The sequence below is a fragment of the Poseidonocella sedimentorum genome, from assembly GCF_900116005.1.
Lineage (GTDB): Bacteria > Pseudomonadota > Alphaproteobacteria > Rhodobacterales > Rhodobacteraceae > Poseidonocella > Poseidonocella sedimentorum.
This window is the reverse complement of sequence record NZ_FOYI01000001.1, coordinates 490,641-513,816: the sequence shown is the minus strand read 5'-3', so window position 1 is coordinate 513,816 and position 23,176 is coordinate 490,641. Positions and strand designations below refer to the sequence as shown.

General features: G+C 63.1%; 14 protein-coding genes. 3 read left to right on the top strand and 11 right to left on the bottom strand.

Features of this window, described 5'->3' with window-relative positions; all coding sequences use genetic code 11:
* The first annotated feature begins 55 nt into the window (after nucleotides 1-55).
* On the top strand, nucleotides 56-1,954 hold the full coding sequence (locus BM353_RS02415) for a cation:proton antiporter domain-containing protein (RefSeq protein WP_092076215.1): 1,899 nt from the start codon (nucleotides 56-58) through the stop codon (nucleotides 1,952-1,954).
* A gap of 94 nt (nucleotides 1,955-2,048) precedes the next feature.
* Here BM353_RS02415 and BM353_RS02410 read toward each other — a convergent pair whose 3' ends face one another.
* The 5 genes from BM353_RS02410 to BM353_RS02390 all read right to left on the bottom strand — a co-directional run bounded on the left by BM353_RS02410 (nucleotide 2,049) and on the right by BM353_RS02390 (nucleotide 7,134).
* Nucleotides 2,049-2,555 carry a CarD family transcriptional regulator gene (locus tag BM353_RS02410; RefSeq protein WP_092076213.1) on the bottom strand — a complete coding sequence of 169 codons (507 nt, stop codon included), beginning with the start codon at nucleotides 2,553-2,555 and terminating at the stop codon, nucleotides 2,049-2,051.
* 322 nt (nucleotides 2,556-2,877) lie between these two features.
* Nucleotides 2,878-3,216, bottom strand: coding sequence for a ferredoxin FdxA (fdxA, locus tag BM353_RS02405; protein ID WP_092076211.1), 339 nt, complete (start codon nucleotides 3,214-3,216; stop codon nucleotides 2,878-2,880).
* Between the two features lie 52 nt (nucleotides 3,217-3,268).
* Nucleotides 3,269-3,649 (bottom strand): RNA-binding S4 domain-containing protein, encoded by a 381-nt coding sequence (locus BM353_RS02400; protein ID WP_092076209.1) that lies wholly within the window; start codon nucleotides 3,647-3,649, stop codon nucleotides 3,269-3,271.
* Nucleotides 3,650-3,653: 4 nt separating this feature from the next.
* A complete protein-coding gene (locus BM353_RS02395) occupies nucleotides 3,654-6,596 on the bottom strand; it encodes a helicase-related protein (RefSeq protein ID WP_092076207.1) in 2,943 nt (980 codons plus the stop codon).
* A gap of 28 nt (nucleotides 6,597-6,624) precedes the next feature.
* Nucleotides 6,625-7,134: a tetratricopeptide repeat protein gene (locus BM353_RS02390; RefSeq protein ID WP_092076205.1), complete on the bottom strand. Its 510-nt coding sequence runs from the start codon at nucleotides 7,132-7,134 to the stop codon at nucleotides 6,625-6,627.
* A gap of 125 nt (nucleotides 7,135-7,259) precedes the next feature.
* Between BM353_RS02390 and BM353_RS02385 the strand changes: the two genes are divergently transcribed.
* Nucleotides 7,260-7,547, top strand: coding sequence for an SCP2 sterol-binding domain-containing protein (locus tag BM353_RS02385; RefSeq protein ID WP_092076203.1), 288 nt, complete (start codon nucleotides 7,260-7,262; stop codon nucleotides 7,545-7,547).
* A gap of 4 nt (nucleotides 7,548-7,551) precedes the next feature.
* Nucleotides 7,552-8,517, top strand: a complete 966-nt coding sequence (locus tag BM353_RS02380) for an alpha/beta fold hydrolase (protein ID WP_092076201.1) — start codon at nucleotides 7,552-7,554, stop codon at nucleotides 8,515-8,517.
* 200 nt (nucleotides 8,518-8,717) lie between these two features.
* On the opposite strand, the gene BM353_RS16540 is transcribed toward BM353_RS02380, so the two are convergent.
* From BM353_RS16540 to BM353_RS02350, 6 genes are read right to left on the bottom strand one after another with little or no spacing between them, the layout of a single operon-like run.
* Entirely contained in the window at nucleotides 8,718-9,635 is a 918-nt protein-coding gene (locus tag BM353_RS16540; protein WP_143104085.1) for a hypothetical protein, read from the bottom strand.
* Nucleotides 9,632-17,839, bottom strand: coding sequence for a peptidoglycan-binding domain-containing protein (locus BM353_RS02370; protein WP_092076197.1), 8,208 nt, complete (start codon nucleotides 17,837-17,839; stop codon nucleotides 9,632-9,634). The genes BM353_RS16540 and BM353_RS02370 overlap by 4 nt, the downstream gene beginning before the upstream one ends.
* Nucleotides 17,836-19,011, bottom strand: a complete 1,176-nt coding sequence (locus BM353_RS02365) for a hypothetical protein (protein ID WP_143104084.1) — start codon at nucleotides 19,009-19,011, stop codon at nucleotides 17,836-17,838. Before BM353_RS02365 ends, BM353_RS02370 begins: the two co-directional genes overlap by 4 nt.
* Entirely contained in the window at nucleotides 19,008-19,514 is a 507-nt protein-coding gene (locus BM353_RS02360; protein WP_092076193.1) for a hypothetical protein, read from the bottom strand. The genes BM353_RS02365 and BM353_RS02360 overlap by 4 nt, the downstream gene beginning before the upstream one ends.
* Nucleotides 19,511-21,601, bottom strand: coding sequence for a hypothetical protein (locus BM353_RS02355; protein WP_092076191.1), 2,091 nt, complete (start codon nucleotides 21,599-21,601; stop codon nucleotides 19,511-19,513). The genes BM353_RS02360 and BM353_RS02355 overlap by 4 nt, the downstream gene beginning before the upstream one ends.
* Nucleotides 21,585-23,144 carry a hypothetical protein gene (locus BM353_RS02350; RefSeq protein ID WP_143104083.1) on the bottom strand — a complete coding sequence of 520 codons (1,560 nt, stop codon included), beginning with the start codon at nucleotides 23,142-23,144 and terminating at the stop codon, nucleotides 21,585-21,587. Before BM353_RS02350 ends, BM353_RS02355 begins: the two co-directional genes overlap by 17 nt.
* Nucleotides 23,145-23,176 lie beyond the last annotated feature (32 nt).

Below are 23,176 nucleotides of genomic sequence, written 5' to 3'. Positions count from 1 at the left end.
CCTCGACCGCGGACCCACCCGCGCCGACGGCGACGCGCCACCGAAAAGAGCCCGCATGGAAGCCTTCCTGACCAGCGCCACGATCTACCTCACCGCGGCGGTCATCGCCGTCCCCATCGCGGCGCGGTTGGGGCTCGGCTCGGTGCTGGGCTATCTCGCGGCGGGGATCATCATCGGCCCGGTGCTCGGGCTCGTGGGCGCCGAGACCACCGAGTTGCAACATTTTGCCGAATTCGGCGTGGTGATGATGCTCTTCGTGATCGGGCTGGAGCTGGAGCCGCGCGCGCTCTGGGGGATGCGCGACAAGCTGCTGGGCCTCGGCGGGCTTCAGATCCTGCTGACGACCCTCGTGATCCTCACCGGCGCCTACATGCTCGGCACGGGCTTTCGCACCGGGCTCGCCATCGGGCTGATCTTCGCGCTCTCCTCTACCGCAATCGTGCTTCAGACGCTCACCGAAAAGCGCCTGATGCAGACCACCGGCGGGCGCTCGGCCTTCTCCGTCCTGCTCACACAAGACATCGCCGTCATCCCGATGCTCGCCTTCCTGCCCCTGCTCGCACTCGGCTCCACCGGGCAAGATCCGGCGGCCGCCCACGACACCACTTCAGACGACGCCCACCCCGTCGGGGACGGCCTCTCACTGGTTGACGGCCTGCCCGATTGGGGCGTCGCGCTGGTCACGCTCGGGGCCATCGCCGCCGTGATCCTCGCCGGGATCTATCTCATCGGCCCCCTCTTCCGCTTCATCCACCAGGCCCACCTGCGCGAGATGTACACCGCCGTCGCGCTCTTGATCGTGACCGGCATCGCCTTCCTCATGGGGCTCGTGGGCCTCTCCCCCGCGCTCGGCGCCTTCCTCGCCGGGGTCGTGCTCGCAACGTCCGAATTCCGCCACGAAATGGAAAGCGATATCGAGCCGTTCAAGGGCCTCCTGCTCGGGCTCTTCTTCATCACCGTGGGCGCGGGCATCAACTTCCCGCTGCTCTTCGCGGCCCCGCTGACCATTATCGGGCTCACGCTTTTGGTGATCCTCGCCAAGGGGCTCGTCCTCTACGCGCTGACCCTGATCTTCCGCATTCACGGGCGCGACCGGTGGCTCTTCACACTGGGCCTCGCCCAGGCGGGCGAGTTCGGCTTCGTGCTGATCTCCTTCTCTCAGCAGCAAAACGTGCTGGCCGGCGCACTCGCCGACCGGCTCTTGCTCGTGGTCGCGCTCTCGATGCTGGTCACGCCGCTGCTCTTCATCCTCTATGAATGGCAATCCAGGCGGATCGCGGCGGACGGCAAGGAGCATCACAGCGCCGACGAGATCGACGAAAAAGGCCCGGTGATCATCGCCGGGATCGGCCGCTTCGGCCAGATCGTCAACCGGCTGGTGCAATCGACCGGCTTCCGCACCGTGGTGATCGACAACAATATGGAGACGATCAAGCTGATGCGGCGCTTCGGATTCAAGGGCTTTTTCGGCGATCCCACCCGGCCCGAACTGCTGAGCGCGGCGGGCATCCGCGACGCCGAGGTGCTGGTCGTCGCGCTCGACGATCCCGCCGCGAGTCTGCGTCTGGTGCGGCAGGCGCGCGGCGTCCGCCCCGACATCCACATTATCGCCCGCGCCCGCGACCGGAGCCACGTCTACCGCCTCTATCGCGCCGGCGCCGATGACATCGTGCGCGAGACCTTCGACTCGAGCCTGCGCGCCGGGCGCTACGTGCTGGAGAACATGGGGCTGACGGATTTCGAGGCCTCGGAGGCCGAACAGACCTTCTACAAGCATGACCGGAAGGCGCTGGCCGAACTGGCCGAAGTCTGGGATCCGGACGTGCCCAATTCCGAAAACGCGGCCTATATCGCGCGGACACGGGTGCTGGAGCAGGAGCTTGAAACGCTGCTCATCGCCCAGCTCTCCCGCAGCGATGACGACGACGATGAGGAGGAGGAAAAGAGCGCATAAGCCGCCCGGCCGCGGCACGGAAAAACCCGCCAGCGTCTCCACCGGCGGGTCCTGGATGTCAGAGCACAAAGCTCAGAGCCGTGGCGCGTCGGGCTCAGGCCGCCCGCGCGGTCAGCACTTCGCCAACCTTCCTGGCCGCGGCAAGCTCATCGCCGCCCCCGGCCGCCGCCACTTCGCGCGTCAGCCGCTCCAGCGCCGCCTCATAAAGCTGGCGCTCGGAATAGGATTGCTCGCGCTGATCGTCGGTGCGGTGCAGATCGCGCACGACCTCGGCGATGGCGATCAGATCACCGGAGTTGATCTTCTGCTCGTATTCCTGCGCCCGGCGCGACCACATGGCGCGCTTGACCCGAGCCTTGCCCTTGAGCGTGGTCATCGCCTTGGAGATGACATCGGGCGAGCTCAGCGAGCGCATCCCGATTTCCTCGGCCTTGTGCGTCGGCACGCGCAACGTCATCTTGTCCTTCTCGAAGGAGATGACGAACAGCTCCAGCGAAATGCCGGCGACTTCCTGCTCCTCGATGGAAACGATCTGGCCCACACCATGGGCGGGATACACAACATAGTCGTTCGGGCGGAATTCTGGCTTCTTCTTGCTCATTCAACGTGTCCTTACTGGCATCACAAGACGCAAAAACCACCTTCCAGCACGACATTCACTGACGAACTGCAAGATGGTAGGATTTCAGTGCTGCACATTCGCGGCAGGAACCGCGGCGCTTTTGTGCTGACATTTGTGATTTATTGGCTTCATCCGACGACTATCCTACCACATAATTGCCCCCCCGGGAAGCGCAATGGCGTCAAGCGGTGGATTGCGGTAAAACTTACAACGCGTTAGGCGACGAAGTTCACGTGAACGGCAAAGCGCTTTGAACAGGCACAACCGAATCACGCGGCGCCCGAACCGCGCCCGGGCGCCCTCAGCCGCCTTCGCCGGGCGCTTCGGAGAAATACTTGTCCTTCTTGCCGGTCTCGCCGTCGCGCTCCTCGGCGCCGGGCAGCGGGTCGCGTTTGGTGACGAGCACGGGCCAGATTTCGGAAAACTTGCGGTTGAACTCCACCCATGCCTCCGCGCCGGGTTCGGTGTCGGGCCGGATCGCATCGGCGGGGCATTCGGGCTCGCAGACGCCGCAATCGATGCATTCGTCGGGGTGGATCACCAGCATGTTCTCGCCTTCGTAGAAGCAATCCACGGGGCAAACCTCCACGCAATCGGTGTATTTGCAGGCGATGCAGTTATCCATAACGACGTAAGTCATCGGCGGGGCCTTTTCAGTGTGTTCGGGCGTTGACCTAGTGGACGGGCGCGGATCATTCAAGCGTGGGGGGCAGTTTTGCGCGCAGAATGCGCCCCTCGCGTTTGGTCGGCCGGCCCTTGCCCTCATAGCGGGGGTTCTGCTCCGGCGCGGGGCGCGGCTCGGGCGGCTGGAGGTCTTCGTAGAGCGCGCGGGCCTCGGGGGCCGGGCCGCGCCGGGTGCCGAGCGCTTCGATCCTGATCACGCGCTGCTCCCGCGCCTGGCGGAAGGTCAGCGTATCACCCGCGCCGACCTGGGCCGCGGGTTTGGACACCCGCGCGCCGTTGATCCGCAGCTTGCCCTCCGAGACGACACGGGCCGCGAGGCTGCGCGTCTTGAAGAAACGCGCATGCCAGAGCCACTTGTCGATCCGGAGCGTGTCGCGCTGCGGGCTCATGCCATCAGGACTTGTCGCGCAGCCCCATCAGCGCAGCGGCGAAGGGGTTGTCGGGGTCGATCTTGTCTTTCTTGGGGGGGCGCGATTCGAACTTGCGCGCGCCTTGCGGCTTGTCCCCGCGCCCGCCCTGCGGCTTGTCGCCACCGCGTTTGCCCTTGGGCTTGCCCTTGCCGCGCGGCTTCTGGCCGTCCTCGCGGCGCGCACCACGCGCCGGCCGATTGCCGCGCCAGGTGAAGGTATAGAAGACCTCGACCTCCGGTCCGGCGACCTCGGCATCGGGCGCGGTGCCCGGCGAGACCTCGCCTTCCGACTGCTCGGGGATCGCGGCCGCGACCTCGGGCGCCTCCGTCGGCGTTTCGGCCACGGGCGCGACGCTCTCGCCGGGGCCCGCATCAGGAATCTCGGCGGCGGCATCGGGCAGATCGGCAGGCTCCGGCGTCTGGGGCGGATCGATGATCGCCCCCGGCGCGGCGTCCTGCGCGACATCCATGATCGGGGTGTCTTCGGCGGATTCCGCCGGCGCGTCCTCGGCTTGCACTCCGGCCCCGGGGATCGTCTCGTCCACCGGCTTGACCTTGGTGCGCTCACCCCGCTCGGCGTTGTAGCCAAGCTCCTGCATCATCGCTGCGAACTGCTCCAGCGTGGTGCCAGTAATCGAGAGCATGTCGGGTTTGGCCTCGAAGCCCCCGCGGCTGTCCTCATTGCGCAGCATATCGGCGAGCCGTTCCAGCATGTCGATCCGGATCGCCCGCTCGCCCGCGGCGCGATAGCCCGACATGGTGTGATACCCGTCCGGCGCATCGGTACCCGAAGGCACGGTCACAAGCCCCGGAGGCGGGGATTCGGGGAACTCCTGAAGGCCCTTGGAGAGCGACCAAAGCACGATCCGAAGCCGCGTGGGCGCGGGCTTGAGCAAGAGCGGCATGAAAATGGTGAACTGGCCGAAACGGACGCCATGCTTGCGCAAGAGCCCGCGCGCATCCTGATCGAGCGCCTTCACGTCCTGGGCGACCTTCGCCCGCTCCACCACGCCGAAGGCCTCGACGAGCTGAAACGCAAACCCGCGCGCCAGCCCGGTCAGCGCCTCGTCCTTCTGCATCCCCAGAAGCGGCTCGAACTGGGTGGCGATCTTGCGGTCGATGAAATGCTGCAACCGGCGCTGGACCTTCTGGCCCACCTCCTCGCCCGCTTCTTCATCGACGAAGGCAACAACCTGCGGCTTGAACGCATCGGCGCCGGGCACAAGCTTGCCCACGGCGCTGTCGCCCCACATCAGCCCGCCCTGCTCGGTATAATCGATCTCGGTATCGGGCGCGTTGTAGAACCGGTCCGCGCGCAAATGAAACTCAGGGGCAAGCGCCTGCAGGCTGGCCTGGCGGAGCGTCTTCGCCTCCTGCCCGCTCGCGCTTTGATCCATGGAGAAGCGAAACCCCTCCAGACGACCGACGAATTGCCCTTCGACGGTCACCTCTCCCTTGTCGTTCACCTCGGCCACCATGGACTCCTTTTGCTTGAGCCGGCGCATCAATACGGAGGTGCGCCGATCCACAAATCTTTGCGTCAACTGCGCGTGAAGCGCATCCGACAGGCGATCTTCTACAGTGCGCGTCGCCTCGCGCCAATGGCTTTCCTCCGCAACCCAGCCCTTGCGCTGTGCGACATAGGTCCATGTGCGAATAAACGCCAGTCGTTTGGACAACGCATCAATGTCGCCATCGGTTCGATCAATTCTTCTGACCTGTCGCGCCATCCAGTCGTTGGGCACGGCGCCGCGCTCGTGCAGATAGCCGAAAATCGTCTCCAGCATGCTGGCGTGTTCGGCGTGTGAGATCCCCCGGAAATCGGGCACGCGGCAGACATCCCACAGCAGGCGGACAGAGGCGCCATCGCTCGCGCGGGCCCGCGTCTCGGCATCGGCGGCGAGCGCGCGCAGGGCGACGAGATCATCGGAGTCGCGCACGCGGGTGAGCCATTCATCCGAAGCGGGGCGCTCAAGGCTGCGGATCAGCGCCTCGGGCGTGGCGAACTCCAGCGCCGCATTGCGCCATTGCAGCTTGCGGATCGGCGTGAAGCGGTGCTCCATGATCGCCTCGGCCACCTCATCGCTCAGCGGCGGCGCCTCGCCGGTGACGCCGAACGTCCCGTTGGACATCCCCCGCCCGGCGCGGCCGGCGATCTGGGCCAGCTCGTTGGGCGCCAGCGGGCGCATCCGGCGGCCATCGAATTTGACGGTCGAGGAAAAGGCCACGTGGTCGATATCGAGGTTGAGCCCCATGCCGATCGCGTCCGTCGCCACGAGATACTCCACCTCGCCGCTCTGGTAGAGCTCGACCTGCGCGTTGCGGGTGCGCGGGCTGAGCGCCCCCATGACCACGGCCGCGCCCCCCTTCTGGCGGCGCAGCAGCTCGGCGATGGCATAGACGTTGTCGACCGAAAACCCCACGATCGCGGAGCGCGCGGGCATCCGGCTGATCTTTTTCGAGCCGCTGTAGGTGAGCTGGCTCATCCGGTCGCGGCGCATGAACTGCACCTTGGGCACCATCGCGGCGATCGCCCCGCGCATGGTGTCGGAGCCCAGAAACAGCGTCTCGTGCAGCCCGCGGGCGCGCAGGAGACGGTCGGTGAACACATGGCCGCGTTCGGGATCGGCGCAGAGCTGGATCTCGTCCACCGCGAGGAAATCGCAGCCCATCCCCTCCGGCATCGCCTCGACCGTGCAGACCCAGTATTGCACCCTGTCGGGCACGATCCGCTCTTCGCCGGTCACAAGCGCCACCACCGACGGCCCGCGCACGGCGACGATCCGGTCATAGACCTCGCGGGCCAGAAGCCGCAGCGGCAGGCCGATGATCCCGGTACGATAGCCCAGCATCCGCTCGATCGCGTAGTGGGTCTTGCCGGTGTTGGTGGGGCCAAGGACCGCGGTGATCCGTGGGGCGGTGTTCATCTTTGGCCTGTCCCGCGCAAGCGCTGCGTCAGAGTTCCAGTTCTCCGGTGGCCAGGTCCACCTGCTCCTGAAGCGTGGATAGATCGTCCGACAGGGGATGTATAGTGGCCAGCCGCGCGAAGGCGTCGCGGGCGTGCGCCATCTCGTCAAGGTGCAGCATGATCGCGCCGAAGAGCGTCAGCGCGCGGAAATCGCGCGGCTCGGCGGCAAGCGCCACGGCGATATCCTCAAGCGCCGGGCCGAACCGCTCGGCCATGAAGAACGCCTCGGCGCGCAGCGTGTAGCCATGGGCCCAACCCGGGGCGTGATCGGTCGCGGCAGAAAAATGCTCGACCGCCGCCGCGGTATCGCCCTCCTCCATCGCATCGCGCCCCCGCTCCAGCAACAGATCGACCGACGCCGAGCCCGACTTGCCCCAGATCCGCTCGATTCGCCGCGCCGTCCGGGCCGCATCCTGTGCCGTCTCGGCCGCCCTGAGCTCGGCAAAGAGCGCATCAAGATCGCCCGCGCTGTCCTGCGCTTGGGTTATCCCCGGCAAAATAATCGCAAGTGCCGTTACGATAGATTTGAGGTTTCGCAGAGCTTTCATCATGGTACCCCAAAGGTAACGCACCCTGCGCAAAATGCGAGAGGGTTGATGGAAAAGTGAGAGGAGACCATCACATGAGCGACATCATCGACGGCGCAGTGGCCGCGCTGCAGGCAAAAATCGACGGCGGCTTCGACGGGTCGGCCAAATTCGTCATCGAGGACGAGGGCAGCATCGTGATCGACGGCGCCGGCGTGCGCGAAGGCGATGACGACACCGACGTGACGCTCCGCGCCAGCGCCGAGACGTTTCAGGCGATCCTGTCGGGCGACACCAACCCGACGATGGCTTTCATGTCCGGCAAGCTCAAGGTCGACGGCAACATGGGCACGGCCATGAAGCTCGGCAGCGCGCTCGGCTGATCCCATGAGCGAAGCGCCCTACCTCTCCGACATCGCGGCCGGGCCGGAACAGGCGATCTGCCGCTGGGTCGACATGGGTGGGGCGCTGCGCATCCGCATGGGCGCTTTTCCCAGCCCCGGCGCGCGCGGCACGGTTCTGGTCTTCACCGGCCGCACGGAATTCATTGAAAAATACGGCCCCTTTGCGCGGGATTTCGCGCTGCGCGGCCTCGCGATGGCGACCTGTGATTGGCGCGGCCAGGGCCTCTCGTCGCGGCTCGTGGCCGACCCGTGCGTCGGCCATGTGGAAGATTTCGCCGATTATCAGGCGGATGCCCGCGCGCTGGTGGAATTCGCCCGCGACGAGGGCCTGCCCGAGCCTTACTTCCTCGTCGCCCATTCGCTCGGCGGCTGCATCGGGCTGCGGTCCCTGATGGAGGGGCTGCCGGTCCGCGCAGCGGTATTTTCAGCGCCGATGTGGGGGATCGAGATCAATCCCGTCCTGCGCCCGCTGGCCTGGATGCTGACCGCGCTTGTGAGCAACAGCGCGCTCGGCGAGCGCTACGCGCCGGGCACCGGCCGCGAGACGTACGTTGATGTCGAGCCCTTCGAGGGCAACCAGCTTACGACCGACCAGGCCACCTATGAGTGGCTCAAGAGCCAGACCACCGCCCACCCGGCGCTGCAACTCGGCGGGCCTAGCATCCGCTGGCTGCACGGCGCGCTGCGCGAGATGCGCGCGCTCGCCGCGATGCCCTCACCGGACATGCCTTGCCTCACCTTCCTTGGGACCAACGAACGGATCGTCTCCCCATCGCGCATCCACGACCGGATGCGCCGCTGGCCGGGGGGCGAGCTGGTGATGGTCGACAGCGCCGAGCACGAGGTGCTGATGGAACGACCGACCATGCGAGAGCCCTGCCTCGACCGCATCGCGGCGTTCTTCCACGACAACGCCCAAAGCAACACCCCCGCCGCCCGCACCGGCTGAGCGGCACAGCTCCGTGGCGGGCACCAGATGCCCTCACACAAGCGGACTCACTCTGCGGGAGTATTCCCAACGGTCAATAAAGGACCAAATATTGAAACGCGCGACCTAATAAACGCCGACTCCGAAGGGTGCAGGTCACCTCCAATTCGCGGGACTATATACTCCCAGTTTTTGGCCCACTTTCAGGGGCCACCCCATCTTCATAAAAATTGAAAGTAAAGGCGCTCTGATCCAAAATTGGAATCGATTGCCGCTGCCGCAGTCTCAAATCCCCACGCCCCCGGTTCCAAAGTCAGTTGCCCTGAGAGCTCGCTCTCTGAACTGAGAGTCTCCAGAGCAATAATTACCTTGAAATCGACCGGACCCAGCCAAAGCTCCACACACCTTGCGACCGCAATTAGAAACTTTCTGCAGATCAATCTGGCAACTTGCTTACGTTCCTCGACGGATCGAGCGACAAACTCCAATCGGTGGCCTCGCGCTTGAAGATACGACACGCCCCACACCTCGCTCATGAGATGAACGAAGGCGAGCTTGACCCGAAGGGCCTTTCGGGACGAGTCGAACGACACGGAGACCGTCGCCGGAGCGGGAAGACGCAGCCGCGAGAATTCGCGCCTTAACTTCATCTCGCCACGGCCGGGGAGATCTCTGTCCTGGTCCTGATCCTTTTCAACCTTGGAAAGTGTTTGACGCAAAGATCGAAGTCTTCGATCATTCGCAGTCGTTCGACTGACGTTCCATTGAACCGGTGCCAAGTGTAATTTGGGCGCGGGTGGAAGTTCGACTGGTAGAAGGCCAGGCTGCGATTCAACAAGAGCGTCGGCGGCATGGTTCATCACTTTGAGCACGAGTTCCGTGGTTTGCGGCAAGGCCTCCCAATCACTGGCTTCGGTCGAAGGTCGCACCGTCATGAGGGTGGGATCGAATGTCAGGCCTATCTCTCCCGCAACTGCAGAAAACCCGACAGAGCGGAGCAACCAGATCCGCCCACCTAGATGAAACGGGCTCTCATCGGTGTCACTATTCTGTCCTTTTGGGCGTGACGCTCGGGCAGGCGTGTTCTCCTGAAGCGAGAATTCATACCGTTCGAGCTCATGGAGAAAAGCGACACTCATTTGTCATCCCTCAGGAGGCGATCGAGCTGTCTCTGCGTCAGCTCGCCCGTGACTTCCAACCTTTCATTCCTCTGCCAGTCACGAATTGCCGCTGTGCTGAGGGGGCCGAGATCTCCGTCGAGTTCGCCATCATAGTAACCGAGGGACTTTAGGACCTTCTGCACAGAATACACCTCCTCCCAACCCAGCGAAATACCGGGCTCCGCCGCAACCACAGCGTCATCTGGACTCGGCGATATTTGCATCGGTCCCGTTTGCTTCCCCGGATTAGCCTGCGCGGGTTGTGAGACAGTGGGCGAAGTCGTTGAAATCGGCTTTGGTTGAGGATTGGTGCCGGTCGCGAAGGGGCCAGTTGGGGATGCTGTCGCCCCTTCGGAACGCGCAAGGTCGGATAGCAGGCGGTCTCCATCCAGACGGAACAGAGCCTGTTCGGTCAGGATCAGCGCGGCACGACCGTCAGAAGACGCCATCTGTGCCACTGGGCGACCCACGGAGGGAAGATCGAACGAAACCGCGCCGTCGCTGGCCCGAACCCGCTGCTGATCCGCGGAAATCAGGAGCAGGCCACTCTGGAGCGCGCCGCCCATGGCGGCCCGGCGGCTTCGATCCTCGGCGTCGAGGATCTGGGACCAGAGGAGTGCGCCGTCGATATTTGCGCAATCGATGAGCAACTGCTGACGATCATCGGATGTCTCCAGAGTGAGGAGCGCCGTGGACGCCGGCGTTTCGACAACGCGGAGCAGACGCTGACCGTCATCGAGCTTTGACAGGACCTCCGTCAAAGCTGCGCAAGTCGGCGGCACAAGATCACGCGTCGCATGTAATCCGATCGGCGCGACTCGGTCATCCATTCCATTTGCCAGAAGCACCGGCCTGTCGGATGCCATCAGACCAACCGGCCCATCGTTGCCGAGGGTCAGAAGGCCGGCCATCGTGGGCACAAGGAGCCGACCCGCCACGCGACTGTCCTGCCGCGGCGCGGCGGTTACCACCAGGTCGGAAAACCTGCCGCCGACAAGCTCGCGGACGATACGCGCGCCGGTCTCGGACACACCTTCCGCCTCCGCTCCGGTGTCGCTCTGCCACCAGGTCCAAAACGGGTCCGCACCGCTCCAGCGGCGGCACTCGGAGGCCCTGACTACCTTGTCGTCAGCGTCAACGACGGCCGTGGTCTCTCCATCCACACAGAGCGCACGCTCCCCACCCCTACGATCCGAACGTAGTGAAGTGACCCTCTCCGGCGCAGCACCCCTCGGCCCTCGCAGACTGCGATTCGCCCCGAGATCATCCGCCGGAAGCCGCCACCATCCGGCGCCTTCCGTGACAATCTCGACTGTCTCGCTGAACGGAGTGGCCAGGCCAGAATAAGCGTCGATCGAGAGCCTGCCGGCGTTCAACGCAATCGCTTCATCCCGGAATCGGATATCGATACCCTCAGGAGGAGCGGTGTCTCCGAAATGCTGTGTCCAGCGCCAGACCTCCGTGTCGACAAGCACACGGTCCTCCGGGATCGCCTTGTCCGAGGCAGTGAAACTCCCCAGATCAATCTGTTTGGTGGGGTCGGCTAAGAACCCTATTCCATCGGTACAGACAACGCTGATCGGATGATCCGCCTCTTGAGGTATCCCGTGAGTGCGCCCGTCGCGGACTTCAATCCAAACCGGGTTGCACTCCGCAAATCTCTGCGGATCCGGCGGCGTTCTGAGCGTCAATTGCCCCGGATCGAACCCAACGTGCTGCGTATCCCAGCCGTGCAAACCCGCAGGGGTAAAGACCTGCATGCCTCCAACGTCATAGGCAAGGCCCTGAATCCTGTCGACGGGCATCCTACCCACCTCCCAAGCGATCCCGCGCCAAGCAGAGCCATCTTCCAGCAGGTAGGAGAGCTCGGGAAATCCGGATCGCAAGGCCAATCTAAGGCGTTGCGTTTCCCATGGTACGTTGCCGGCTGCTCGCTCCGCGAGAGCGGCAGCTTCCGGCTCGGATGTCCACCCCGATGACGACCAACGCCAAGCAGAGCCGCCTCCGGCCGAATAGGGGCCAGCACCGAGAGTGCGTCCACCACCGAGGTGTGAGGTATCAGTGTGACAATGCAAATACCTGGCCGCCGGAAGCATCTGCAAGTCGCCTGGCACTCCGGCAGTGATCTCGGCGGCGACCGGGGCGCCACGCCAGAGTTCGAAGATCCTTCCTTCGCACAGCATCCGGTCTGCGAGCCGATCATGCAGCCACGGCGCGCCGGCTGCTACAGGCAGCGGTATCAGCGGTGTGCCATCGCGCGCGACATACTCCGCAAAGACCGCTGAGTCCGACTTCGACCAATGCCAGAAATCGTTGCGAAGAATATGACGTCGCGAAAGATTGCCGCCGGCGGCATCGCAGGGCCGCGGGAATGCCGAGATGTCGTCAAAGATAACGCACGCGTCGATCACCTCACCGAGCAACTGCCCGGTCAGATCCGAACGTCCGACCCGAAGCGCCGCGGCTTGAGGCCCCGTGGGCGACAGACGAAACAGCGCTTCATGCTCAAGACCGGCTTCCGTCAGTGCGAGCCGGCGCAACCCGAAATCTGTGGCAAGGAGCAATTTCCCATCTTCAGCGTGGACGCTTCGCACGAGGTCGAAAGGCAAATGTCCTCCCCTCCTCCAGTTGAACGGGACCGGGTGCTTTGCCCCGCCAGCAGTATCGGTAAGGAAGGCGGCCTTGGCCTTCGTTCCTCCGAATTCGATCCGGAGACTTCCCGAGGCGACAGCGCGCCGGGCCTCCCAAGGGTTTTCGCCGTCGGAGGGTTTGCGCCATCGCTGGTGCGTATTATCCCAAATCAGATGCCCATTCGGCGTCTCGCCCCAGGTGACAGGGAGATCCGGCGCGATCTGAAGCGTGTCGAGGCGCTCTACACCGGGATCGGAGGTGACGGGCGCCGCCAACCGGCCCAGAGCTGCGATCGAGCTGGAGACATGCGTGCCGGCGCCGGTAACAAGAACAAGTGCCGCGCCTTCGCCTGACATCGCCAACGGGCGTTCGGCGGCGAAATCCAAGCCGTTCCCCATGATCCGCCAAGTGTCGGCGTCGCTTTCCGGCACGACTTCCGCCCGGCCGTCAACGCGGCGCCAGATGCGACCGGGATCGCGTGCGAGTTCCATCGTCTCGCGCGGCGGTGCACTCTGTCGCCAAACCTCCGCGCGTCTCGATTGCCAGCCGGAGGGTATATCGGCAAAGAGTTGACCACTCACGGTGTCTAGTGACCTGGTTCCGGGAGCAACCACGCCGCCTTCGTCCAGATCATCCGCAGGGACGAGTCCGATTGGCGTCAAGAGCCAGGGCTTGCCAGCTTCTGTTGCCGCGGCGAGCCGACGATCGAAAGCGAAACCATGCGGCGCGAAAGCCGGCACCGCCTGGCCCGAAATCATGTAGCTGGCATCGACACCGCCGGGTCTCAGAGTCTCTGAAAGGGTCAAGGCGCCGCGATTGATTTTACGTAGATTGCCATCGTTCACAGGCAGACCGGATTGCGCCTCGCGTCCACCTTTGTCGAAGAGGAACACACCGTGCGAGAGACCCACCACCTCCGGCAAGGCCGCAACCACGATGGGACTCACATGATTACCCGATACCCGCCAAATTCCATTTGCATTCGCATAGGAGAAGGATCCGTCCGGCAATAGCGCCCCCTTGCCAGGCGCCGCAGGAAGAAACAAACCGTCCCGAAAGGCCTGCTCTGGGAGCAATGAAACCGTTCTTCCGAACCGCACTTTACCAGTGGATCGATCCCAGTCGAACCAGGCCTGATCGAGGGGGGGGAGGCCAGTCACTCCCCCTACTGTGACACTCGTTTTCGAACCGAGTTTGAGCTGGAACAGCTCATCGTTCTTTTGAAACGCAGGGGGAGCCAGGAAGTCCATCCCATCGACATTGATCACATGACTGCGAACATCTGACAGGCTCTCGTGATCGGCACTGGTGATCCCACCAAGCCGTTGCCTGCGCACCCGCATCGAGACGGCGTCCACCTCATATTTTGCCTCGGAGGTACCGACGAAGATCGTCCCGGTGGTCCCATCGATCATGATCTCCGACAGATGCTCGCTCTGCGAAAGGCGCAGCGGCAGACTGAGGCTATGGACGCAGGGGCTGATATCGACTCGCATTGGAGCAATTTCAATCCGTGTAAGATCGGGGCCAATCGGCGAACCAGATTCGCATCGCTGCGTTGAGACGATTTCCAACCTGCCTTCGTCCGTCTGATAGGCCCACTGTGCTCCACCCTCCCTCTCACTTGAAGGTTGCCCCAGCCGCATGATCGCGGTGGCCGACGCGGGAAATCGCAAGGCTCTGTCGTAGATCGCAAGGGGCTGGGTCGACCGGAGGCGTCCCAACGCGTCCAGCCAGACGACTTCTCTGCCACCTCTGGAAAGGGTCGCGGCAGACACACGGCTTGCCCCAGCGTCCAGAGGTGTGAGGGCGCCGTATCTTACGACATGAATCGCGTCCAATGTGAAAGCCAGCAGCTCGGGAATGGCAGAGATCGACGCCCTAAAGCTCTCGATAGACGTCACGCCATCCAAGAGGGCGGTCGCCTCGTCTTCCCAAACATCGAGCAGGCGGCGGTCCGGGCCCTCCCAGAGATACGTTCGTCCGTCGGAGTTGATCAGCCGGCTGTCAGCGTTCACGCGGACATTTGCCATCGTCTCTGTCCACCGGAAATTGTCGTCCAACCGCACAACCGAGTCACGCAGCAGAGCGATGTAGCCGTTCGATCGCTTTTCCAACGCTTTGATGTCTTTCGCCCGCATCGGTGTTGCAAAACCAATTCGGCAAACGTCGGCGTCGCCAAGACCGGGCGTTATCGGGCAGATATGGACGTTCAAGCCACGGTCGATTCGAAAGATCTCCTGCGCCCCGATCTTCCAGTCACGGTCGTCTCCGGGACGATAAACGAACGCACTATTCGCGAGGGTCGCGCCCGTCTCTCTCATCCGCTCCGGGTCGAGAACGTAGATGCTCTTCGGAGTTTCCGGAGCACCGTCAACAAGAACGAGGTGATCTTGTCCGGACACCTGCATAATCTGCCAGCCGATTTGGGCCTCGGGCAGATCGATACGGCCAGAGGGTTTGAAATCCCCAATATCGAAAAGCTCCATCTCCCGCCTACCGAGGATCGCCACGCCGTCGTCGAAGACGGCCATATCGATGATATCCTCAGGCGGTTGCGTCACGACAGGCATCGGTGGAAGCCGCAGACGCGAGAAATGAAGCCCGTGCTCTCCCGGCTGCCCGCCCCAGGTCTCCCCGGTCGCGTCCCAAAGCGTCACCAACTGGCGCCCGGTGTTATCGCGCACGAGATCAACTTCCCGGGGATCGGGAGGCGCGTCGAAGAACTGCCTGAGCTTCCAGACACGATCCGTGAGCTCATATCGCCAGATTGCCGTGTCTGATGCGAAGATCAGAGCATCGGAATCGTCATACACCCGGCGCAATGTCCCAGACGGGGGCGCTGGCCCTACCGGTGGCAACAGCTCGACCTGGTGGCCGGCCCGCCAACGGGTGATCCGGCCACGGGGATAGCGCAACAGAGCATCTCCTCGCGCGGTATCGAGGACAACTTGCTCAACCTCGAATTCCGAGGTCCAGGCCAAATCCAATGGCTCGGGGTCGCAAGACAAGGGCGTTGGAATGTTCGCGAACGGCACCGCCCGGAAAGTGTCGGTTCCCGCGAGCACCAGAAACTCCCCAAGAACCTCGAGACGCGCGCCCTCCGGCATCTCGCCAATGTCGATATCCAACCAGCGGTGCGCTGCTGGCTCGTAGATATAGGCCTCGTCTTCAGTGAGAACGAACAGCCTCCCATCAGGCAGGTTGCGCGCATCCCGCAAAGCTTTCGCAGGAGATGTCGTCCCGCGAAACAGGCATCTTTCCTGCTCGCCGAAAACGACGTAGTCTTGACGGCCATTGCGGGCGAGATAGGCGAATTCACCCCCCGAGACTGCAACCCCGCGAACGGCCTCTTCCGGTAGCGAAAGTGGCTTTGCTCCGCGAAACAGACGATTGTTCGACAACCATAGCGGCAGGCTACTTTCGACATCCAGCAGTCGCACAGGACCCGCACCACCTTTGAAGACAGGACGGAAACCGCGGGCGGCCTGATCATAGGCCTGCACCGAACCGTCCCCGGCGAGGAAAACCTGATCGCCCGATGCCCGAGCATCGCTCAATTCCTCAAGGCCCAGAACTGCCCCCGCCGGCCCCCCGACCACCGCGCGCCATTGCGTCTCGCCAAGTGCGTGGACCGCCGCCTGCCCTGTCAGCGCGTAGAGTTCCGGTCCAAGAACAGCAAGGTCGACGACACCGCCATAAGGTCCGGGCATCGGCCCTGTCCATCCGCGCGTTTGGGGATCGTAATGCGCAAGGTCATGGCCGTCGGAAAACACGAGCGCGGTTCCGGCGACCGTGGCCGCCGTGGGGCGGAAATCAGATCCGATCTCGGCTCCGAACACTGGATGAGCGGGCGCCGTCCCGTCTGCTTGCAGCGCAAGAGGCCGACCGCCCGCGTCGACAAAGTTCAAGGTGGACCCGGTGACATGAGGGTTCAATATTCCGTTTGGGACGGTTGCTCGGTGTTTGAAGACCAGTTTCCGATCTGGCCAGTCGCCGCTCGTACTTGCGACGAACACCCGTCCAGAGCCCGGCATGACCAGCCAAAGCGCAGCTTCACTGGCAAACAGACTCGCGTCGCGCTCGAAGGATCCGGTCGGTGGCGCTCCGGGATCGAATGCGTAGCGCCGCGCAAACGGATCATGGATCAGCGCTCCCTCCGCCCCAAGCAAGATAACCTCGCCCTTCCAGAACGCGCCCGTCACAAACTCAGTATCCTTGGGCAGCGCGGGGTCGGCGAACGCGATTGTTCGAGGATCATTGCCACTGACATCATAGACTGCGCCACCGCGGGCTAGCGCAATCACCGGACCATCGGGCAGAGGCAAAAGCTGAATTATCGGTTTTGGAAGAAGCAGTCGTCTGGTGATTTCTGCCGAAACCACTTCGGCATAGCCAGGACCGGTTGCGAACCGGATGATACGGCCCCCGGCCTCGACATGATAGGCGCTGACCGGCGCAGACTCGAGGATCGTCCAATTTCGGTTCTTCGGGTCGTAGGCATGCACACCGGCCGCGCCGAGCGTAACGATCTGCCGCTCCTGGAGAACCGCATGCTCAATGCCCTGCTGCGACAACGAAGCCGGGACAACTGTTTCTCCGACGATGTGGGAGAACGAAGTCGGCGTCAGCCCGCTCAGAATAGACAGGCACTGCCCGCCCGGACAGGTGAGAGACTGAAGAATCCAGACTTTGCCGTCCGGTGACGTGGCTATATCCAGAACCGCGCCGGTGACCGCTTCGACCGGACGGCGATCCATCGGTCGGCTTGGTGCGATCGCCTCAAGACCGTGAGAGCCGGCGATCCAGAAGTACCCATTGCTCCAGACGAGATGGTCCGGGCGTTGTACCGTGCCGGACTGCGATACGGCGCGCCACGATCCGGACCGTTGATCGAACAGTCCGAGCCCTTTCGCTCCTGCCGATGCCAAAATCCAACGACCAGTTTCGGAGGCACTCCAGAGAGCCACCTCCTCTTGCTCGATCGGGACGCCGTCGGGTCCTTCCCAGGAAGAATCGCCCAGAAGTACATCCCAGTTTCCAGCGCTCCGCCTGGCCAAGCCACCTGCTTGCGTAACCGCGAACAGCGGGACGTCAGAAGTGCAGACACCTGTCAACTCGCCCTCGCAGGCACTCGAAAGAAACGACAACTCCGAAGACAGATTCGCATCGCGCGGGATCGTGTCGTCCGCGAACAACTCGCGGGTGCTATCGTAATAGGCTATTTGGCCATCGGAACGGCCGAGTACCGCAAGTTCTCCATGCTGGACACCGTCGACAAAAGGTGTGTTCCCGGTTCGATAGTCCGCCAGGATCCGGGGATCATCCACTTCCACGAGAGGTTGTGGATCAAAGACACCATTGGCGTTTTCGGCCATCGCGAAGATCCATCCCAACACTCCGAAGATCATCGCCGCGGTGGCACCCACCACCACAAGCCCGGGATCAAACCGCCCGGCTGGCCGCACCCGGCCCAACCTCTTCCACTCGCCTTTTCGGCGCATCCGTCCCGCTTGCGCGCGGATGTCGGCCCAGCCGGTTGCCAGCCTCATAGCGCCCCCTTCTCCGCCTGAGGACCCCGTCGCGCGAAAATCTCTCCCCGTGAGCGGGTTGCGTTTAAGCCATGAAAAGCGTTTTTCATCATGGCACTCACTTGCGGACCTGAGATCGCTGTCTCGGCAATATCCGCCCAGGCTTCGAAGGTGATGAGATCCTCGGCCACAAAGAGGGACGACCCGCCGCCAAGAGGCGCCATTCGTTGCCGTGCCCAGGCATCAAACCAGACCAGCAGCGCCGGTTGCGGGTTTCTGGACGCTTCCACAGCAACCGCAAGAGTCTGTCCGGCGAGGCGAAGGGGCGACACTTCCGAAAGCCGACTGGTTGACCAATCGACTACCTTACGTGCCTCCACGCCGTTGATCAGCGCCTCGATCAGATCACGCCAACCAGGGTCGTCTTCGATCTGTCGCAGCATGCGCACGAAGCTTGCAGGGGTGGCCTCATCGGCTTGAGTCAGAAAGCCGACGAGCGCCAGGGTTTCCAATAGCGACCCCAAATCTTTTTGGTCCAAGCCACCGAACCGGATGATCTGGCGCTGCCTGTCCACAAGCTCCGATAGACCGCCAGAAGCTATTTCCTCGTCGAGTTCCAGCAATTCGGAGGTGAGTGCGTCACGGTCCTCTCGCAGAATTGTCTCCGCCTGTTCGGCCCGCAGGCCGAATGGCATGATCGCACGGTGCCAGGATAGGACGAAGCCGGCACCACGCCCCCGCAAGAGGAAACGAAGGACCTTTACTTGTGTCCGCCTGAGAATCCCCCAGAGGCCGAAGAACTCGACCGATATCGCAAGCAGGAGTCCAACCACCGGCACCACCCAGATCAAAACGCCCGGGAAGTCCGCTGTCCAGACCGTGCCCCTGACGGGCAACCAGACCTGATCGTGGAAAATATAAAATAACAACGTTGGCCCGGTCTTTGGAAACCATTCGAGGACGACGCCAGCGCCTATGAGCGCGAAAAGGCCAAGTATGGTGGCACCACCAAGCAGACGCAGCGCAAAGCGCCTCGTACGGCCGGAGGAGATCAAACCTCCGCGAAGCAAAGACGACCGACCCATGGAGGTTCCCTGCGTCGCACCTGATGCTTCGCCCTCTGCCAGTGGCCCTCTGCCCGGAGACTTCCCGCTGTCCGCACCGGCCAGTTCGCTGTCGGCCTGCCCCGTCATGGTTGCGTACCCCGAGGCGTTACAGTCCCGACGGGAGGCTGAGAAGCAGGGCCAACCTTGCTCTCCTCATTCGGCGACGGCACCATGTCCAGAAGCCTGGACACCGCATACTCCATCCACGCCGAGACGGCGTCCCACCAGAACCATACGGACCAAGTCACCGCAGCGCTCAGGAGCGTCGAAACGATCGCCGTCCCGTAACGCCGCCAGAACAGCAAAAACGACAGACGACGCTTTCGCCGCCGCAAGCGTGTTTCGGCCACTGCGAAGCGGTTCATGGTCTCGATGCGCAGCGACCGCAAAGCCTGGACGATATCGGCGTATGCCAAACGCTCCGAGATTGCTGCGTGGCACGCGGCCATCGCATGATATAGGGCGCTGATCTGCTGCGTGAAATCACTGGAGTTGGGTAGCGCCCTCTGCGCGATCTGATCGAGTGCGTCGATCGCGTCGTCGAAAGCTTCCTCTTGCTCGGAGTGGGGAGGACGGGATCGTTTCCTCACGGATCAATACCCAATCTGCTTAGCAGAACCGCGATACGATCTTTCTCAACACGGACACGCTCTTTCGCCTGCTCCAATGTGCGTTCGCCTACGCGAAATTCGGTCAGCAGGCTCTCAACCATCGCCATCCGCTCGGCCGAAAGCTGCTCCGGCAGTTCCGCGAACTCGGCTTCGAGAACTTGCAACCTGTCGAGTTGTGACCGGGTGGCATCAAGCACCCGGTCCATGTCCTCTACTTTTTCCCGCACTCGTTCTAGATATGAAAAGCCAAGCCCGAGTCGCTCGGCGGTGCGCGACAACTGCCCGGTCATGTGTTCCAAAACCGCGTTTGCACGCTCAAGGACCCGAGTGCTGCCATCGGACCATACTGCTTCCAGCGCGGCGAGGTCGGCATCGAGCTCCGACCGGATCGTCTCGACGAGTTCCCCCTGATAGAGGTCTTCGGCCAGTCGTTTGAGATCATCCGCCTCAGGGATGCGCGGAGAGCGCACCATGAGGTGATCGTTGAGCCATTTGATTGCCAACTCCAGCGGCTCGAAACGTGACAGATCAAATACCTCAACCTCCATTTCGGCACCCGAGTCAGGCGATGGAGAAAACACGAATGCGGGCCGCGCGTCGGGGGCGGCAAGTACGGCATCCGCCTCTGAAAACAGGTTTCCGAGTATCAGGCGCAGGTTCTCTCCCAGACGTCCACCATAGCTGTCTATGGCAGGCAGGATCCGGTGTCGCACCGGCGTGAAGACAAAAGGCGCCTTGCTGTCCTTGGTCATCGCTTCTGCCGCATGTGGATCGAGCCAGTATCGCATGGGATGATCCTCGGTCCGCGCACGCCAGTAGTGTTCGGGCAAGACCCCCTCAACCGCGGCTTTGGCCGGGTCGTAGAGCACAAAATAGCTCGGCTCGGATTTACCGGCCGAGTGACAGGTCGCGAAAGTCAGACCCGCGTCTCGCAACATTTTGGGCGGCATCTTACGAAGGCCATCGACCAGCGCTGGTAGCTGCGCATCGCTGAAACGGAGCAGTCCGAGTTGAGGAGCGGTCAGTGCCTGCAACAGCTCGATCGCAGCCGCCCGTTCGTCGATCTCTTCACGAAGACGCTCGATCGCCTGCTCGTCGGGCGATACCTCCAATGTTCGGTGTAGGGCGACGCGATAGCCCAGTGGGAAGCGGGCCGCTGCGATTTTCTCCTGAAGCGCGGCGAGTGCCGGCTTGGATGGCCGTGCTTCCAGTCTGTGAACTGTGATCGCGGCCCGTTCCACCCCGTGATCACTGATATCGTCGAGGTCGGCCGAAGACATTTCCAGCGGCAGGCTCAGATAGAGAAGGCGTTCGGGCTCGGGCGGCATGATGAGCAGATCGCTGTCGGAGTCGACTACTCCGGCTTTGGCAAGCCCATCGAGAATTCCAGAGACATCCCCCCGCTGATCGGGCGGCAAACCAAGGCCCCGGGGGCACCAGACCGACCCAGACGCAGTGGCGATCCTATCAAACAACGGGAGTTCGCCTTCGAAGCCCGCGCGCAATCCCTCGAGCGTCGCCCCGCTCTCCTCCGCGTCAGAGAACCGTATGACGATGACATCGTCTTGCTCCTCATCGCGCAGGACCGAGAGGGCCGGATAACGGCTGCGCCGGACCACTGCCACAGCTGCTTCAACTGTCTCGGAAAGAGGGCCACGGAGAACACAAAGCGCATCCATGGACCCGCTCGGGATCGCGTCGCCCCGCCTCAGCGCAGCGAACAGGCTATGAACTGCGGCGCCGATCGCATCCGCATGGCCAGCCATTTCCAACGACCTTGGGGCAAGGCGCGACGGGTCGACATGACGATCGCAGCGATTTTGATAAATCTCAGCCAAAATGCTGCGGAGAGTTGTTACAAGCTCCTGGCTCTGATGCGGCGGCGCGTTCCAGTGCGGCAGGAAAGGTACCATGCTCCCGTCGGCTTGAATCGCGAAACTGAGTTCTGCAGCGGTCGCCTGGAGCAGGTGTGGCGCGAGCCCCGCGAAGAACGAGGGTGTTTCTTCGCGTTGCAGATTTGGCAGCACGAACCCTTGCCGCAGGGCGCCTTCAGTCTCGTCGGCCATCAATCGCCTCAATCGTACAACGGATGAAACAGTCAGAGAGCGCGCCAAGGATCTCGTCGACCCATTGTCGGCCCGTCGCATCGGGGTCCGCTGATGTCATCTCCAGTCTCCCGCCTGGCGCAAGCTCACCAACCGCCACGAAATGGGCCGCATCAGAAATGACCCTCGGGACGATGAGCGCCACTGGTATCACTCTGTCTTCAAGCACGCCGGCCAGCCCGGCCGTAAGCGCAGTGCGCAATGCCGGCCAGTCCTCATCGGCGATTGTCGCTGCGTCCGTGCCCTCCGTCAGGGTGACAAAGCAGAGCTTCCGCGCATAGTCCGGCAGTTCGGAAGCGGATCTGGCACCAGTCGCGAGAGGGTTCAGCGCCATCAGGCGTGCAAGCGCAACGCGCGCCAAAAGCGCTGCATCCTCCGGCCCGTCCGTAGGCTCCGGTGAGGCGGCGGATGCGAGGGTATCTGCGAAATGAGGGAGCAACCCTGAGCGGGACAACATACTCACGCGGACATGTTCTTTCATAGCCAGAGCATCAATCCCCGACGGGAATTCAGCGTTTTCGACGCCGAGGTGGTCCGAAGTGACACCCAACCCGGTTTGTTCTGACCAGAGCAGATCGCTTTTATCCTGCCCGATCTGCGACAGGACGATCCTCAGCCGCAGGGCAGCGTCGCACCACGCCGCCTTGACGATCGCTGTCGCCTCGGAAGCGGCGCGCCGGTCACACAGACACAGCGACAGTAAGTCCCGTCGTGGTTGCCGGAACGGCGGTCTGTTTCGGACAAGGATTCCCTCGTGCAGAAGGCGGTGCGCGATTGCCTCGGGCGGCATAAAAAATTCTGACATTGTCGCGTCGGGAAGGTCCTCCACCCGGTTCGAGATCCGGATGCCATTGACGCCGCCTTCCTTCGGTCGGAAACCCGAGCGCTTTCGACGTGCATTGCTCCGGGATCTTTGCAACCGTTGCTTCAGCGCGGCGTCATCCGGCAGGACGGGTTCGGCCACGTAGAGCAGGTGACAAAGCAGCGGTTCGGGCTCGGGCACCGGATGTGGGCGGTGCCGGCCCTGCCCTCTCGGTATCGCTCGGTCTGTCGCAGCCTTCATCGCGGCGCCATATAAAGCGACGCCGGATTCGGCCCAGAAGCCGCGGCCCATAGGCGCTTCGGTCTCGAGAAACCGATCCACTTCGGACTCGAAAGAGCTGACCCAGTGTTGATCTGGCGCCCGTTTTCCGCCCGGCAAGGGCGCTCGGCCCGAAAGCACTACGGCACCAGTTCGGATCGCCGCCTGTCGCAGGATCGGTTCCGCCACATTCGAACAAAAAACCTCGCTCGCACCGCGCCAGAATTCCGATGCTCCCAGAACCCGAGTCAAACCGATGGCTGCGCCTGCAAGGTTGAATCCACGCCCCCAAAAAGGATGATCCGCCGGTCGGCCCGCCTGCTCCAAACCTGCCAGGGTCTCCGCGAGCCTTGGTGTCAGAGGGACATGCCGTTCGGCCATCGCGGCGATGAGATGACCTGCGCGCTCGGATACCCCGGTCATGGGAGCAGGACCGTCGACCCGGATGAAAAGAG

What these genes read in the sequence shown, in the direction of transcription:
- BM353_RS02385 (WP_092076203.1), top strand. Translation starts at nt 7,260, where the DNA reads ATGAGCGACATCATCGACGGCGCAGTGGCCGCGCTGCAGGCAAAAATC.
- fdxA (WP_092076211.1), bottom strand. Translation starts at nt 3,216, where the DNA reads ATGACTTACGTCGTTATGGATAACTGCATCGCCTGCAAATACACCGAT.
- BM353_RS02370 (WP_092076197.1), bottom strand. Translation starts at nt 17,839, where the DNA reads ATGAGGCTGGCAACCGGCTGGGCCGACATCCGCGCGCAAGCGGGACGG.
- BM353_RS02400 (WP_092076209.1), bottom strand. Translation starts at nt 3,649, where the DNA reads ATGAGCCCGCAGCGCGACACGCTCCGGATCGACAAGTGGCTCTGGCAT.
- BM353_RS02350 (WP_143104083.1), bottom strand. Translation starts at nt 23,144, where the DNA reads ATGACCGGGGTATCCGAGCGCGCAGGTCATCTCATCGCCGCGATGGCC.
- BM353_RS02410 (WP_092076213.1), bottom strand. Translation starts at nt 2,555, where the DNA reads ATGAGCAAGAAGAAGCCAGAATTCCGCCCGAACGACTATGTTGTGTAT.
- BM353_RS02415 (WP_092076215.1), top strand. Translation starts at nt 56, where the DNA reads ATGGAAGCCTTCCTGACCAGCGCCACGATCTACCTCACCGCGGCGGTC.
- BM353_RS16540 (WP_143104085.1), bottom strand. Translation starts at nt 9,635, where the DNA reads ATGAGTGTCGCTTTTCTCCATGAGCTCGAACGGTATGAATTCTCGCTT.
- BM353_RS02395 (WP_092076207.1), bottom strand. Translation starts at nt 6,596, where the DNA reads ATGAACACCGCCCCACGGATCACCGCGGTCCTTGGCCCCACCAACACC.
- BM353_RS02355 (WP_092076191.1), bottom strand. Translation starts at nt 21,601, where the DNA reads ATGGCCGACGAGACTGAAGGCGCCCTGCGGCAAGGGTTCGTGCTGCCA.
- BM353_RS02380 (WP_092076201.1), top strand. Translation starts at nt 7,552, where the DNA reads ATGAGCGAAGCGCCCTACCTCTCCGACATCGCGGCCGGGCCGGAACAG.
- BM353_RS02365 (WP_143104084.1), bottom strand. Translation starts at nt 19,011, where the DNA reads ATGACGGGGCAGGCCGACAGCGAACTGGCCGGTGCGGACAGCGGGAAG.